The sequence below is a fragment of the Paenibacillus marinisediminis genome (assembly GCF_054343325.1).
The window spans coordinates 14,274-30,133 of sequence record NZ_JBTGUH010000017.1; the positions used below are offsets into that span (position 1 = coordinate 14,274).

Below are 15,860 nucleotides of genomic sequence, written 5' to 3' on the forward strand. Positions count from 1 at the left end.
ATGAATGTATTCTGGTTCGAACTCAAATCTTATCGAAGCTCCATTCTGACATGGACGCTCTCGCTTGCTCTGATTACCGTTGCATTCATGGCGCTCTTCCCTGCCTATGCCAGCAATGAAGAGGTGCTGAGAGAACTGCTGGCAGGCTTCCCGGATGCCGTGCTTGCGATGTTTGCATTGGATCTGGACACCTTCTTCAGCATTCCAGGCTTCTATTCTTTCATCTTCTTATATATAGCGCTCTGCGGGGCTATCCAAGCGATCAATATGGGGATCTCCATCATATCGAAGGAGAATCGCCACAAGACTGCAGACTTCCTGCTGTCGAAGCCTGCCAAGCGTCATCAGATCTTAACAGGGAAGCTGTTTGCCGTACTGGCCGCCATCGTATTCACGAACATCGTGTATCTAACTACAGCTATTGTGTCAGCAAAACTGATGACAACCGAAGCCTTCAGCATGAAGGTGTTTGTATTAATCTCGCTTTCCTTGTTCTTTCTGCAATTGGTGTTTGCTGCATTTGGGGTGCTCATTGCTGTTGTATTTCGAAAAATAAAATCGGTTATATCCGTTTCGCTCAGCGTCGTGTTCAGCTTCTTTATCATCGCCATGCTCGACTCGGTCCTGAACAAGGAAGCGATCAGCTACTTGACTCCGTTCAAGTTCTTCGATCCGAACTATATCGTTGCGAATGCCAGCTATGAGCTTCCGCTTGTACTATATTCCATCGCTGTGTTTGCTGTTGCCATCGCAGTCAGCTATATCCTATACATCAAACAAGATGTTTACACGGCATAAGGGGGGCGGGCATATGAATATATTCTGGAGAGAAATGAAGTCCAATCTCAAATCGATTATCATCTGGAGCATAGCGATGCTGTCCATCATCGCTGTCAGCATTGGCAAATACGCCGGCTTATCTGCATCTGAGATATCTTTGAACGAGATTGTCGCAAAGATGCCGAAAGCCCTGCAAACGATGATGGGCGGAGCAGCATTTGATTTTTCGAAGGCGAGCGGATTCTATGGTGCCATCTTCGGCTATCTGCTCCTGATCGCAACGATCCATGCCGCTATGCTGGGCGCTAACATCCTCGCGAAGGAAGAGCGGGATAAGACAGCGGAATTCCTGCTGTCCAAGCCGATTACCCGCGGTACCATCGTCGGATCAAAACTCGCGAGCGCGCTATGCAATATCGTGATTCTCACTCTCGTTACTTGGGGCATGTCCGTTATGATCATGAAAGCATTTGGCGAAAATGAACAGGTCACTGCTGAGATTACGATACTGATGGCCGGAATGCTGATTCTGCAGCTGTTATTCTTCTCGCTGGGCTTCGTCCTGAGCGCCGTGTTTGCCCAGGCCAAGCGCGCTTCCGGCATCACAGTAGCCGTCCTGCTTCTTACTTATTTGCTATCCTTCATGATTGATCTTTCAGATTCATTAAGCGGTTTGGCTTTCCTGACACCGTTTAAATATTTTGACACGGCAGCGATACTCGGCGGAGGCGGACTTGATGGCGTATATGTGATCGTTTCACTTGCATTATCCGCTCTGTTTATCGCGATGACCTTCGTGTTCTATCAGAAGCGCGACTTAAACCTATAAATACACAAACCGGACTGACGGGCCCGCAAGCCTGTTCAGTCCGGTTCTATTATGCCTAATGCTATTTCTGATCTCCAAAGAACATCTCATACGCTAGCGCGGTCTGCACACGCGACTCTTCATCCGTCAGCTTCCTAATCAGCACCATCTCAACCTCTGTGACTTCTTCACCCTGAAAATTGATTTCTGCGATAGAAGCCACGATCTTGACGATGGCAACCGCCACATTATCAAGGGAATAAGCAATGACCTTCTGACCTGTCGGAAATACACGAAACCCTGACTTTTTCATTTTGCCGCGGCCGTATTCTAGCAGCTCGTACAGCTCTTGCTCCGACTTAAACTTACATACTGAGTTGAACTCTGTCTGAAATCCCATTCAATCAGCTCCTCTCTATCCTGCTGTCCTTATTGAACCATGAAATGAGAGACAGAGGCAATTCCTTTATTCTATCTGTTGCGTGACGCGCTGTCCGGCATCCGCTTGCCGCAGCTCGGGCAGTACATCCACCCCGCCAAAACGGCTGCATGACAAGAAGGGCACTGGATATGTTGTTTATCACCGCAGTTAGGGCAATATTCGAAGGTATCCAGCATCATGTGAGAACAGGTCTGACAAGCATGCATGGTCTGTGGCCGCATCCCTGCGTCCAACCCATTAGGGCCATATTGCCCTGCCGCATACGCTCCCACTGGATTGCGAACGATAACGTACAACAGCAAGCCGATAGGGATATACATCGCGATCAAGGTCCACAGCCATACGTTCATTCCGCGTGAACGAGCGTCGAGATACACATATCGACCGACAAAGCACCCTATAAGTACGATGAATATCATGAATCCAAAGAAAATATACAGGAGCAGCGGGTTCCCTTCATGTAATAATCCAAGTGTACCTATAAATCCGATACCCGCCACCATCATAGATACGAAAGTGGTCACAATGATAAATAATGTCTTGCTATTCATAGATGCGTCCTCCTCTAATCAATGTTCGAATATACGCCAAGGATTGAAGCTCCTCTCGATTGCGAAGCCCCCAGATGATAAACAGCTGAACTCCAACCATGCCAAGCAGTGTCCACAGAGCCATGGTCCAGATCCATTCGTTCCGAAGACTCGGAACGAATACAGCTAGCAGTCCTCCTATGAACAATAGAAAGAGCGCTCCCCAGAGTATAGTTACGACGAGCGTAGCTATAAGGCCGTTCCTCTTCATCTTGTGCTTCGTTTGCTCCACTACGGCTTGAGGAAGCTCGATCCGTTCTTCCTTCATTTCTTGAAGCAGCTCTTCCAATCTGTTATCTTCCATCATCCAGCACCTCCATCTGCTTCTTCAACGCTAGTTTAGCCGCGTGCAATCTTGACTTGACCGTCCCTTCCGCGATTCCTAAAATATCAGCCATCTCACGATAGCTGCATTCTTGCATGTAGAACAGCACGATGGCAATACGATGCTCGTCCTTTAACTGGCCTAAGGCCTTCCGCACGAGTTCCTTCTCCTGCAGCTTCAGCATATGCCGCTCTGGCTGCATGCTGTCGTCCACAGCGCGTTCCATCTCGATCTTCTGGCTGTCGGCATCCCAGTACGGCTTGATTCGCAGCAGCCAGCGCTTCGCTTTGCGATATCGGTCACGATACAGGTTGATCGCGATCGTAAACAGCCAGCTCTCCTCAGAGCGCATACCATCCATCTCGCCCGCATGCTTCATGACTCGCAGCCACACATCCTGAAACAAGTCATTCGCTTCCGCTTGGGAGCGGCACAGGTGCATGCAGAATCGGTATAACGGCTGCTGATACCGTCGCATTAATGCCTCGATCGACGGGTCATTCTCTCGCTGCAGGCTTGCTATATTATCCCTCACCAGCCGCCTCCCCCTTATTGCTTCTATTCAGTATGACGCCCAAGCCTCACGCTTGTTCGCCAGTTTAGAAAAAAGTTTTCCACACAACATTAAGCAGCCCCCTGTGCGGCATAGCACGCACAGGGGGCTGTATGGAGAAGCGGCATATGCTTCTCTTATTTACTTTCGTATTGAAGCTGCTGTTTTACCTCATAGCGGTCAAGCGCCAGCTGTATAAGACGGTCAAGCAGCTCGCGGTACGGCAGCCCTGTTTCCTTCCACATCAGCGGGTACATGCTGTACGGTGTGAAGCCAGGCATCGTATTGACTTCATTAATGAATACCTGCATGTCGGAACGACGTACAAAGAAGTCAACGCGTGACAGTCCGGAGCCGTCAATCGCGCGGTATGCCTCAACAGCCATCGCACGCAGCATCTCCGTCAGCTCGCTGTCGATTGGAGCCGGGATCGCCATTTTTGACTTGCCGTCAGTATACTTCGCTTTATAATCATAGAATTCATGCTCTGATATAATCTCGCCCGGCACAGAAGCCTGGGGATAATCGTTGCCCAATACGCTGACCTCAATCTCACGGGCATCAACGAACTCTTCTACGACAACTTTGCGATCGTAGTTCAGCGCCAGGTCAACTGCGGCAATCAGTTCCTCGCGATTGCGCGCCTTCGATATGCCCACTGATGAGCCCAAGTTAGCCGGCTTTACAAAGCATGGATACCCGAGCAGCTCCTCAATATCGATCAGCACCTGCTCACGCTCATGCTTCCATTCCGCAGCGATAAAGTCAACATAATCGCACTGCGGCAATCCGATCGCCGCGAATGCTTGCTTCATGAAGGCTTTATCCATGCCAACCGCGGAGGCGAGTACACCCGCGCCTACGTATGGAATGTTGGCCATCTCGAACAAGCCTTGAATCGTGCCGTCCTCGCCATTCGTGCCATGCACGAGCGGGAACATCACATCGATTGCTTCATCAGAGGCCGAATTCGCGCCGCTATCCAAGCCCGCGAACAGAAGTCCCATCGCAGCAACCGTTCCGCCGCGCGCTGAGCTAAGCGTCAGCTCGGAAGCATCTTGGAATGGAGCTTGCATCGTCGATCCTACTCTCCATTCGCCTGTCTTCGTAATGTAGAACGGAACAAGTTCGTATTTGTCATAATCAAATGCATTCATTACCGCGTATGCCGTCGATAACGATACCTCATGCTCTCCAGATTTACCGCCGTACACAATGCCGACGCGCATTTTTCCCAGTTGTCCCATAATTCCCTCCGTCAGCGCTCCTTTGCGCTACATTTCCTGTTTCGACGCATTCTGCAGCACAGCATCACATAAGTGCAAGCACGCCAAGACGCTTCAGTTTGGCAGCTCAGCACTCTAGCGATCCAGCAGCGATTCGTCTATGCAGCACGCAATAACGGCACCACTCGACCGTGCAAGCTAGAAAGCGTCTGTAATATGAAAGAAACGATACGTTGTCGCTTCTGTCCAAGCATATGAATCCTGGTAATCCCAATACCGATGGCGGCTGTTGTTCGTATGCGCATTGACGAGAGGCATTCCTTTCATATCAAATGCAGTTACGATCGTACTATGTTGGAAATTGCCATTTCCATCCCAATCGTACTGAATGATATCGCCAAGCTGCAGTTCCTTTGGTTCATCGACACGTTCCGCACGCAGACCTGAAGTGCTATTGTCCAAATAACGGTTCAGACCGTTCGACACAGCCCAGCTGAAGCTCCACGCTTCGCGGCCGTTCACCATGCCTTTGAACCACCAGCCCATTTCCCTTTTACCAGTATAGTTCATAGGTGCACCACCTGCAAAGAGACATTGCGAAACGTAATTGGTGCAATCGACTTCAAACGCCAGAAATCTTGGATTCGATTCATTCCACCACTGCTCCGCGTACTCTACTGCCTTATTCCTCCGATATGGAATCCTTGAAGCAGGCTTCTGCCCTCCTAAAATATCTGTATTCAAATAAGGTGTAGAACGCGAGATGTGCGCCTTCTCTTCCTTCTCTTCACGATAGATACCGCGGGCATGACGTTCCGCCTGAGGCTGTTCGATCTGGGTAATCACCCAGCCATCGCCTTCTTTACCTAATGTAATCCGCTCGCTCTCAATTCGTTCCTCCATCATCTGAAGTCCCTGCTGTTCCAGCATCAACTGCACATGGAATTCCAGATCAACGACGGCTTCGCCTTCACTTTCATGTGTACGCACGAGCTTGGCCTTTGTCTCGCTGCGCACAGGGTACGTATCGCGAGCACTGTACCATTCCTTCATGCGCTGAGCCCGCTCGCTCATTCGCATCGTATAGCCCATGTCCATTATTGGCACCTGCAGCGGCTGACGCCGGTCATCTACTTCATTGCGGTTATGCTGGTCCACATATAAGTAAAGTGTATTCTTCCAAGCCTGACGCATCCCATGTCCCCTCCGAATCATCATCGATTTGACGTAATCGCTACTGCTAGCGGTCTTGTCCTTCTTTTACTTGCATCTATTACAACCATTGTATGCAAGCGGGAACGCGGGCATGTCGAGAGGGTTGAATTAGGTATTATTTCACAGGAAAAACACTTTACCATTCTTGGAGAAAAAGCTATACTAAAGGTGTAAATCACTTTTTGAAATCAAGTTCCATCTAGTGAAACAGAGTCGGATTAATCAGTTTGATCTCCATTTTTCACAACAGACATATGAAATGAACTGCGAATGATGATCGCACACAACACTGAGGGAGGTTCTACTATGACAAGAACTGATGCATACTCCTCCGCCCGCGACCTGAGCGTTGGAGGCCAATCGTACCGCTATTACAGCCTGGAATCACTGGAGAAGCAAGGTTATGGCGGCATTTCACGCCTGCCGTTCTCGATCAAAGTGCTTCTGGAAGCAGCAATCCGTCAATTCGACGGCCATGCCATCACGAAAGAGCATGTCGCACAGCTTGCGAACTGGGCAGATGGACGTGATGAGAACAAGGAAATTCCATTCATTCCTGCACGTATCGTTCTTCAAGACTTCACTGGTGTGCCAGTTGTTGTTGACTTGGCTGCTATGCGCGACACAGTGAAGAAGGCAGGCGGAGATCCTAAGCAGATCAACCCGCTCGTTCCTGTTGATCTTGTCATTGACCACTCCGTTATGGTTGATGCTTTCGGATCGAAGGATGCGCTTGAATACAACATGAACGTCGAATTTGAACGCAACGAAGAGCGTTACCGTTTCCTCCGTTGGGCGCAAACGGCATTTGATAACTTCCGCGCGGTTCCTCCTGCGACGGGTATCGTTCACCAAGTTAACTTGGAGTACCTCGCTTCCGTTGCGGCTACAAAAAATGTTGACGGCGTTGTAGAAGTATTCCCAGACTCCCTGGTCGGAACAGACTCTCATACGACGATGATCAACGGTCTTGGCGTTGTAGGTTGGGGCGTAGGCGGTATTGAGGCAGAAGCAGGAATGCTTGGTCAACCGCTCTATTTTGTTACACCAGAAGTTATCGGCTTCAAGCTGACTGGCAGCCTTGCAGAAGGCGCAACAGCAACTGACTTGGCGTTGACGGTTACGCAGATGCTGCGCAAGAAAGGCGTAGTAGGCAAGTTCGTTGAGTTCTATGGCCCAGGACTCGCAAGCATCGGTCTTGCAGACCGTGCAACTGTAGCGAACATGGCACCAGAATACGGCGCAACAATCGGTTTCTTCCCGGTTGACAGCGAAACATTGAACTACATGCGCGGCACTGGCCGTTCTGAATCACAAATCGAGCTCGTTGAAGCTTACTATAAAGCACAAGGCATGTTCCGCGAGGCGAATACGCCGGATCCTGTATTCTCGGATACAATCGAGCTTGATCTCGCTTCCGTCGTACCAAGCTTGGCTGGACCTAAGCGTCCACAAGACCGCGTAGAACTGACCGATATGAAGAAATCTTTCAACGAGATCATCCGCACGCCGATCGAAAAGGGCGGATACGGATTATCCGATGAGAAGATTGATGAAATGGTAACCGTTCAGCATCCAAACGGTGCAGTGAGCAAGTTTGGTACTGGCGCAGTCGTGATCGCTGCGATCACTAGCTGTACAAATACATCTAACCCTAGCGTTATGATCGGTGCGGGTCTTGTAGCGAAGAAGGCAGTTGAGCGCGGCTTGACGAAGCCAGCTTACGTGAAGAGCAGCTTGACACCAGGTTCTCTAGTGGTTACGGAGTACTTGCAGAAGGCAGGACTGCTCGACTCGCTCGAGGCACTTGGCTTCCACGTTGCAGGCTACGGCTGCGCAACATGCATCGGTAACTCCGGCCCATTGCCAGACGAAGTTGGCAAGGCAATCGCAGACAACGACATGACGGTTGCAGCTGTATTGTCCGGTAACCGTAACTTCGAAGGCCGCGTACATGCACAAGTGAAGGCGAACTATCTGGCTTCTCCTCCACTCGTCGTTGCATACGCGCTCGCTGGTACAGTAAACATCGATCTTGCAAACGATCCAATCGGCTACGATCAGAACAACCAGGCTGTATATCTGAAGGATATCTGGCCTACTTCCGCAGAGATCAAGCAAGCGGTGGCTGACGCTATCACACCTGCTATGTTCCGCGAGAAGTACGAGCACGTGTTCACGCAGAACGAGCGTTGGAACTCCATTCCGGTTCCGACTGGAGAGCTGTATGAGTGGGATGAGAAGTCCACATACATTCAGAACCCTCCGTTCTTCGCGAACCTTGGCGAGGGCTTGGCTGACATTCAAGATATCAAAGACGCTAACATATTGGCACTGCTCGGTGATTCCGTTACGACTGACCATATCTCGCCAGCTGGCAACATCAAGGTAGACAGCCCTGCAGGCTCCTACTTGATCGACAATGGCGTGAAGAAGCAGGACTTCAACTCCTACGGTTCCCGTCGCGGCAACCATGAAGTGATGATGCGCGGTACATTCGCTAACATCCGTATTCGCAACCAAGTAGCTCCTGGTACAGAAGGCGGCGTAACGACATACCTTCCTACTGAAGAAGTGATGTCCATCTACGATGCATCCATGAAGTATCAAGCTAGCGGCAACAACCTTGTCGTCATCGCTGGTAAAGAGTACGGCACGGGCAGCTCCCGTGACTGGGCAGCTAAGGGTACTTATCTGCTTGGCGTGAAGGCTGTCATCGCTGAGAGCTTTGAGCGTATTCACCGCTCAAACCTCGTTGGCATGGGCGTTCTGCCGCTTCAATTCGAAGCAGGCCAAGGCTGGAAGCAGCTTGGACTCACTGGCCGTGAGAAGATCGATATCGAAGGCCTATCGAACGACGTGCAGCCAGGCCAATCCGTGCGCGTAACAGCTACACGTGAAGACGGCACATCCTTCGAATTCAACGCAATAGCTCGTCTCGACAGCTCCGTTGACGTTGATTACTACCATAACGGCGGCATCCTGCAAACAGTGCTCCGTCAAATGATCGCTAACGAACGCACTCATGCCTAATTCATAATCTTGTAACGAACACCCGCTGGAGCCATGCTCTAGCGGGTGTTTTGTTGCAGGGATTAAGCATGAACGAGCCGCATAATCCCAGCCCCACTGTGCATGCATATGGTGCTGCACGTTCCCCCTATACCTCATATGCTCACCCCACGCCTCAGGTAAGTGGCAGCTGTAAGGTCCCTTCCTGCTTGCATTTGACCACTATCCCATCCAATCAGGTAACCTGCTCCTGAGCGTGTGGGATATTACATAAATGGCGGCTAGGGAGACCCTTCCTGCATGTATTCGACCATTATCCCATCCAATCAGGTAACCTACTCCTGAGCAAGCGGGATATTACCCAAAAGGCAGTTTGGGCGAACCTTCCTGCTTGTATTCGACCATTATCCCATCCAATCAGGTAACCTACTCCTGAGCCAGCGGGATATTACCCGAATGGCAGTTGCGAGTTCTCTTCTTGCTTGTATTCGACCACTATCCCATCGAATCAGGTAACCTATTCCTGAGCGAACGGGATATTACACAAATGGCGGCTGGGGGTTCCCTTCCTGCATGTATTCGACCACTATTCCATCCAATCAGGTAACCTACTCCTGAGCCAGCGGGATATTACATAAATGGCGGCTAGGGAGACCCTTCCTGCATGTATTCGACCATTATCCCATCCAATCAGGTAACCTACTCCTGAGCGAGCGGGATATTACCCGAATGGCGGCTGGGGAGACCCTTCCTGCTTGTATTCGACCATTATCCCATCCAATCAGTTAACCTGCTCCTGAGCCAGCGGGATATTACCCAAATGGCGGCTGGGGCACTCTTCCCGATTGTATTCGACCACTATCCCATCCAATCAGGTAACCTACTCCTGAGCAAACGGGATATTACCCGAATGGTGGCTAGAGGTTCCCTTCCTACTTGTATTTGACCACTATCCCATCGAATCAGGTAACCTACTCCTGAGCCAGCGGGATATTACTCAAATGGCAGCTAGGGAGACCCTTCCTGCATGTATTCGACCATTATCACATCCAATCAGGTTACCTACTCCTGAGCGAACGGGATACTACTCAAATGGCGGCTGAGGATTCCTTCCCTGCATGTATTCGACCACTATCCCATCCAATCAGTTAACCTGCTCCTGAGCCAGCGGGATATTACACAAATGGCGGCTAGGGAGAACCTACCTACTTGCATTTGACCACTATCCCATCCAATCAGTGAGCCTGATTCTGAGCCAGCGGGATATTACCCAAATGGTGGAATAGTGTGGTGATGATTATTTGACGAATAGTTAAAAGCTATTTTTACCCGTTACAGCGTGGAAACTTCGCCGAGGGCTCGAGTTAACGGGGGAAAAACTTCTTAAGGATGCGCAGCGGTGAGCGCCAAGGGTCGCTACCACGGAAGATGTGGACGGGTCACTTCCCAACGGATAGGCACCTGCATAGGATAGAGCACCAATACGTTAGGCTCCTTGAAGGAGGTGCATTTATGGGAATCGAATTAACCGCGATACACGGCATATATGTGCTGTTTATCGCCATCATCATCGGATGCCTGCTGTTTCGGAAGGATACGACGCTCGTCTGCATCGTGGGCATTCTGGCCATTGGATGGCTCGCCAGCTCTTCTCTCACTATTGCTGTAAGCGGTGTCTTTAACGCCTTCATCTATGCCATCCGCGAACTGCTGGGCACAATTCTCATCATTTCTATCATTGTCGGAATGGGTCGTGTGCTGCTCGCTTCTGGCATCAATGAAGCGCTGGTGTCACCTTTTACCCGACTCATGCGCGGACCGACAATGGCATATTGGACAGTTGGTATCGTGATGTTCATCATCTCGCTCTTCTTCTGGCCATCGCCCGCTGTTGCACTGATCGGGGCGGTGCTGCTGCCGGCAGCTATCCGCGTTGGGCTGCCCGCTCTCGCCGTTGCAATGGCGATGAACTTGTTCGGACACGGCATCGCTCTATCCGGCGACTTTATCATTCAGGGCGCGCCCAAGCTGACCGCTGACGCGGCCGGGGTACCTGTTCAGGGTGTTATTAACGCCAGCATCCCGCTCGTCATCGTCATGGGCGTCGTCACTACAGTCGCAGCCTTCTGGTTCATACGCCGCGACATGAAGTCCGGCAAGCTCAACATGAACAGCGGCACCACCGAAGTAGATAACAAGAGCAGCTTCGATGTTGAGCGTCAGCCGCTCTCGACCAAGCTGAAGCGCATCATGGCAGTCATTATCGTGCTGCTCTTCGCACTCGACGTATTCCTGCTATCACACTATAACCTGCAGGGCGGCGATGCAACTGCGCTGATTGGCGGTACAGCAGCGCTTATCCTACTCGTCGTCAGCTTGCTCACTCATAAGGGCAAAGGCATGGAGAAGACAACATCCTATCTCGTCGACGGCTTCCTGTTCGGATTTCGAGTATTCGGCCCCGTTATTCCGATCGCCGCCTTCTTCTATCTCGGCGATGCCGCCCTGTTCGATCTGTTCGGCAAAGTGCTGCCGGAAGCTTCGCACGGTATCGTCAACGACCTTGGCGTTGCGCTTGCGAACACAATGCCGATCCACCCTGCCATCGGCGCTGTAACGATGACTGCTGTCGGAGCAGTCACCGGCCTTGACGGCTCCGGCTTCTCAGGCATCTCACTCGCTGGCTCGGTCGCTTCCGTGTTCGGCACAGCAATTGGCAGCGGCACTGAGACATTAACCGCTCTCGGACAGATCGCTGCGATCTGGGTTGGCGGCGGTACATTGATCCCATGGGCGCTCATACCTGCCGCAGCCATCAGCGGAGTCAGCCCATTCGAGCTTGCGCGCCGCAACCTCTTGCCTGTGCTGATTGGCTTAGTCGTGACCACCATTGTCGCCATGATTATTTTAATGTTAACCTAATGCTTGCACACTAAGCAGCCCGCTTGAGACATCATTCCATATCTCAAGCGGGCTGCTGCATTATACAATTAAGCCTGTTCTGCCATGCAGGTTGCAGCCACATAGCCGAAAGTCATAGATGGACCGATCGTCGCACCGGATCCTGGGTAAGTTTCACCCATAACGGAAGCCGAACAGTTGCCGGTTGCAAACAATCCTTCGATAACTTCGCCGTTGTCTGTCACAACACGGGCGAACTCGTCTGTAAGCAATCCGCCCTTCGTGCCGATATCCCCTGGAACGACTGGAACTGCGTAGAATGGTCCATTTTCCAATGCCAGCAGGTTCGGATTCTTCAGTGTTGGATCCCCATAGTAGCGGTCATAAGCGCTGTCCCCGCGATGAAAATCCTCATCAACACCATTCTTGGCAAACCGATTGAAGCGTTCAAAGGTAGCCGTCAATTTGTCAGCAGGGACGCCCATTTGCTTCGCCAGCTCGGCAGGAGTGGCTGCTTTCTTGACAAATCCGCTATCCAACCATTTCTGAGGAAATGGCTGACCAGGGAACAGGCCCAAGAAAATATAACGCTTCTTCGCAAGCTCATCCAGGATAATCCAACAGGTCGAAGTCTTCGCATCAGGTCTATCCTTCGCATACATCGTATCCACAAACTCATGGTATGGCACACATTCGTTAACGAACCGCTCACCCGCTCCATTAACGGCCATCATATTCGGAATCCCGCGGTCAGCAACAAGGAAGAATGGCTTGCTGCCTGGAGGCACAACAGACGGCGCCCCCCATACGCGTTCCATCAGGTCGAGCTTTGCGCCAAGACGTACGGATGCGCCAATGACATCGCCAGTTTGAGCTTCCGCTGAGGATGTCCATTCCACTTTAGATGGTGCTGGCAAATATTTATCACGCATCTGCTGATTATGAGAGAAGCCGCCAGCAGCCAGAATAACGCCGCGCTTTGCTTCGATGCGAACCTGTTTGCCATTGCGCTCTGCAGTAATACCGATGACACGCCCATTGTCGGTTACATAATCCACAAATGAAGTGTTCAACCACATATCGCCTTTCACCTCCAAATGAGCCATGCGTAGACGCGCGATCAATGCTGAGCCAAGCGTTGCATACTTAGCGCCTGTTATCTTACTCCCAATCAAGCGCATTCCAAGCTTAATTGAAGTACGTTTGCCGATCCAAGTGCGCGTAATCATATTGACCTTATGAAATTCAGATGTATTCATGACCAGCCCCTTCGTAGGAAGGCCATTCTCCCGCATGTTCGGAAGATCGTCACCCAGCTTGCGCAAATCAACCATTAACGGCTCAATGGAGCGACCGTTAGGGTTGCCACCCGCATGTTCAGGATAATAATCTGAATAGGCTGGAGTATATCTGAATCGCACATAGGTCGTATTTCCATACAGAAAACGGAGCATTTCCCCACCGCGCTTTACATAGGCCTCTTTGCGCGCATCAGACACACGGTCACCTACTGTTGAGTTCATATAAGCCATAGCTTTATCATATGTATCCCTTAAACCCGCTTGTTCCAGATAAAAATTGTTCGGTATCCATAACGCGCCGCCGGATAGCGCACTGGAACCTCCATACTTGCTTGTCTTCTCAATCACGAGCGATTTCAAGCCTTTCAATTGAGCTGTTAGAGCCGCAGTAAGTCCGCCGGAACCAGATCCCACAACAACGACATCGAAACTTGCATCCCACTTGTTACTCATTAACTTTTCCTCCTAAAAAAATGATGAGGTAAGCTTAATAGGCTGCCTTTCTTGATGTACTCAAAATGTTTTGAAATTATTCGGATTTCGAGAAGCGTTGTGCTTGAATATTCGATACAGTTATGATGTAAGGGAAAATGTGGGTTTTTATAAGTTCAATACGATCACGAAAAGGGGTATACTTCCATGAAGTTAGGAATTGTAGGTTTAGATACTTCTCACTCTGTGGCTTTTACCGAGCTGTTAAACAATCCTTCTAATCCAAACCATATACCGGGTGGACAGATTGTTATCGCTTCTCCTGGTATTTCGAGCTCTATACCTGTTAGTTCAACTAGAGCAGAAGGCTACATGCGTACCTTGCAGGACGACTACGGCATTCCAATCACAGAGAGCTTAGAGCAGGTTGCACATGAATCTGACGCCATACTGCTAACCTCTGCTGACGGTGAACTGCATGAAGCGCAGCTGCAGAAGTTGGCTCCTTACGGCAAGCCGATCTATATCGATAAACCATTCGCTCTCTCTGTTGATGTGGCAGCACGCATGATACATACCGCTAACCAATATCATATCCCGCTCATGAGCAGTTCAGCTCTTCGATATACCGATGTGTTGGTTGAAGCCCTTAACAGCTCCACTGATCCAATCGACAGTGTTGATGTGTACGGACCGATTCCATCGATGGACGGTGTTCCCGGCTGGTTCTGGTACGGCATTCACTCGGTCGAGCTGATGCATGCAGTAATGGGCGCTGGATGCAGCACCGTGCAAGCAACACCTACGCCAGATGGAGCACATGTGCTGATTCGCTGGGAAGATGGACGCTGCGCATCTATTCGCGGCTTGCTGAACGGCAGTTCATTTGGCGCTGTAATCCATCGCCACATGGCTTCGCAGCAGGTTGACATCTCGACAATGCGCAAGCCATTCTATGCAAGCTTATTGGAACAGGTCGTCACGATGTTCCAGACTGGGCAAACGCCGCTGCCTGTCTCGCATACGCTTGAAGTGATTGGCTGCTTGGAAGCTATTCATGAAAGCCTGCGCACAGGTCAGCCGGCTCATATCGCCAAGCCATAACAACAAAGGGCATTTCCCCGGAAGCCTTCAGCCGAGGAAATGCCCTTTATTATTCAACTATGTAACCGTGCGCATCATCGTTTTCATCCGCTTGGCGGCTTCTTGCATATGCGGGATATATTCGCGCATCTTGTCCACCGACATGCGGCTGACCGGACCTGATACGGACAGCGCTGCCATCAGCGCATCCGTTCGCCCAAAGATCGGAACCGATACCGCCGCGGCTCCTGGCTCACGTTCTTCTATACTAACGGCATACCCAAGTTGACGCACTTCGTTAAGCTGCTCAATATAGCTGTCTCGGTCAATGGATAACGGCCATTCACTGGCTGACAGCACTGCCTTCTGCTGCTCCTCATCCGCATACGCCAACAGCACCTTGCTGGAGGCGCCCACATATAAGGGCAATCTCACTCCGACTGGCGCGACTCGACGGATCGCCTGGTTGCTCTGTACCGCTTGAATCCGAATACGGTCATTTCCGTTCATCACATACAAGCTGACAGTTTCACTAAGCTGATCGCGCAGACGCTCCATCTCCGGCAACAGAAGCTGCGATGGATCGTCCACCTGCGTGAGATTAGCAGCGAGCTCCCACACGCTGTAGCCGAGCCGGAACTTATCTCCGTTCCGCAATATAAATCCGCGTTCTTCCAACGTCGCAAGCAGCCGATGCACGGTGCTCTTATTCAGACCAATACGTGCGGCAATCTCCGTTAAAGTCATATCCCGTTCAACGGCAAAGCACTGCAATATGTCAAGCGCTCGTTCGACCGCTCGAACCGTCTGTTTCCCTTCCCGTTCCGCCACTGCGTCCCCTTCTTTCGTTTCACACTATGAAACTTTGTTACATACAGTATAACCCCAAAATACTTCCGTCGCAATTGATAGATTCACTTCAAGTTGAGACAATCGGCTTATGAATATCGGCCCATGAATGAAGCGTCCGTTCTTCCCCTCGACAAACTTTACACTGATGTTTCAATATTACGAATGGATTACATTCAGCTAACAAATCCCGCACTGTTATTGCATTGTAAGCGCTATCTGAATACGATGGAGATAAGCGTTACACATGCCAAGCAGGTAACCTGCCCGCAGCAGATGTCGAATGATGAGGATACTCTCGCCATGCGCCGTAAGTGTACGATTCAAGTAGGAGGCGATTGAG

General features: G+C 50.7%; 14 protein-coding genes. 6 read left to right on the top strand and 8 right to left on the bottom strand.

The genetic code is table 11. The features are described 5' to 3' along the window. Complete coding sequence (locus ACXX53_RS21685; protein ID WP_458570779.1) at nucleotides 1-798, top strand: ABC transporter permease subunit; 798 nt, start codon at nucleotides 1-3, stop codon at nucleotides 796-798. 13 nt (nucleotides 799-811) lie between these two features. Further along, nucleotides 812-1,609 carry an ABC transporter permease subunit gene (locus ACXX53_RS21690; protein ID WP_458570780.1) on the top strand — a complete coding sequence of 266 codons (798 nt, stop codon included), beginning with the start codon at nucleotides 812-814 and terminating at the stop codon, nucleotides 1,607-1,609. Nucleotides 1,610-1,670: 61 nt separating this feature from the next. Here the strand turns inward: ACXX53_RS21690 and ACXX53_RS21695 are convergent, their stop codons facing one another. The 6 genes from ACXX53_RS21695 to ACXX53_RS21720 all read right to left on the bottom strand — a co-directional run bounded on the left by ACXX53_RS21695 (nucleotide 1,671) and on the right by ACXX53_RS21720 (nucleotide 5,918). Further along, complete coding sequence (locus ACXX53_RS21695) at nucleotides 1,671-1,988, bottom strand: hypothetical protein (protein WP_458570781.1); 318 nt, start codon at nucleotides 1,986-1,988, stop codon at nucleotides 1,671-1,673. 71 nt (nucleotides 1,989-2,059) lie between these two features. Then, nucleotides 2,060-2,581: a double zinc ribbon domain-containing protein gene (locus tag ACXX53_RS21700; RefSeq protein WP_458570782.1), complete on the bottom strand. Its 522-nt coding sequence runs from the start codon at nucleotides 2,579-2,581 to the stop codon at nucleotides 2,060-2,062. After that, complete coding sequence (locus tag ACXX53_RS21705; protein WP_458570783.1) at nucleotides 2,574-2,924, bottom strand: hypothetical protein; 351 nt, start codon at nucleotides 2,922-2,924, stop codon at nucleotides 2,574-2,576. Before ACXX53_RS21705 ends, ACXX53_RS21700 begins: the two co-directional genes overlap by 8 nt. Continuing rightward, complete coding sequence (locus ACXX53_RS21710; protein ID WP_458570784.1) at nucleotides 2,914-3,480, bottom strand: RNA polymerase sigma factor; 567 nt, start codon at nucleotides 3,478-3,480, stop codon at nucleotides 2,914-2,916. The genes ACXX53_RS21705 and ACXX53_RS21710 overlap by 11 nt, the downstream gene beginning before the upstream one ends. Nucleotides 3,481-3,635: 155 nt before the next feature. Further along, nucleotides 3,636-4,745, bottom strand: a complete 1,110-nt coding sequence (locus tag ACXX53_RS21715; protein ID WP_458570785.1) for a D-alanine--D-alanine ligase — start codon at nucleotides 4,743-4,745, stop codon at nucleotides 3,636-3,638. A gap of 177 nt (nucleotides 4,746-4,922) precedes the next feature. Further along, nucleotides 4,923-5,918 (bottom strand): amidase domain-containing protein, encoded by a 996-nt coding sequence (locus tag ACXX53_RS21720; RefSeq protein WP_458570786.1) that lies wholly within the window; start codon nucleotides 5,916-5,918, stop codon nucleotides 4,923-4,925. A gap of 327 nt (nucleotides 5,919-6,245) precedes the next feature. On the opposite strand from ACXX53_RS21720, the gene acnA reads away from it, so the two are divergent. Beyond that, nucleotides 6,246-8,972 carry an aconitate hydratase AcnA gene (acnA, locus tag ACXX53_RS21725; protein WP_458570787.1) on the top strand — a complete coding sequence of 909 codons (2,727 nt, stop codon included), beginning with the start codon at nucleotides 6,246-6,248 and terminating at the stop codon, nucleotides 8,970-8,972. Nucleotides 8,973-10,463: 1,491 nt separating this feature from the next. Further along, on the top strand, nucleotides 10,464-11,873 hold the full coding sequence (locus tag ACXX53_RS21730; protein ID WP_458570788.1) for a hypothetical protein: 1,410 nt from the start codon (nucleotides 10,464-10,466) through the stop codon (nucleotides 11,871-11,873). Nucleotides 11,874-11,941: 68 nt separating this feature from the next. Here the strand turns inward: ACXX53_RS21730 and ACXX53_RS21735 are convergent, their stop codons facing one another. Beyond that, nucleotides 11,942-13,606 (bottom strand): FAD-binding protein, encoded by a 1,665-nt coding sequence (locus tag ACXX53_RS21735; RefSeq protein ID WP_458570789.1) that lies wholly within the window; start codon nucleotides 13,604-13,606, stop codon nucleotides 11,942-11,944. A 186-nt stretch (nucleotides 13,607-13,792) separates the two neighbouring features. On the opposite strand from ACXX53_RS21735, the gene ACXX53_RS21740 reads away from it, so the two are divergent. Next, nucleotides 13,793-14,689: a Gfo/Idh/MocA family protein gene (locus tag ACXX53_RS21740; protein ID WP_458570790.1), complete on the top strand. Its 897-nt coding sequence runs from the start codon at nucleotides 13,793-13,795 to the stop codon at nucleotides 14,687-14,689. Between the two features lie 57 nt (nucleotides 14,690-14,746). Here ACXX53_RS21740 and ACXX53_RS21745 read toward each other — a convergent pair whose 3' ends face one another. After that, nucleotides 14,747-15,499, bottom strand: coding sequence for an IclR family transcriptional regulator (locus tag ACXX53_RS21745; protein WP_458570791.1), 753 nt, complete (start codon nucleotides 15,497-15,499; stop codon nucleotides 14,747-14,749). Between the two features lie 219 nt (nucleotides 15,500-15,718). Here ACXX53_RS21745 and ACXX53_RS21750 point away from each other — a divergent pair, with 219 nt between their 5' ends. Beyond that, the gene (locus tag ACXX53_RS21750; RefSeq protein WP_458570792.1) at nucleotides 15,719-15,859 is read left to right on the top strand and encodes a hypothetical protein; all 141 of its coding nucleotides are present in this window, start codon (nucleotides 15,719-15,721) and stop codon (nucleotides 15,857-15,859) included. Nucleotide 15,860: the final 1 nt, after the last annotated feature.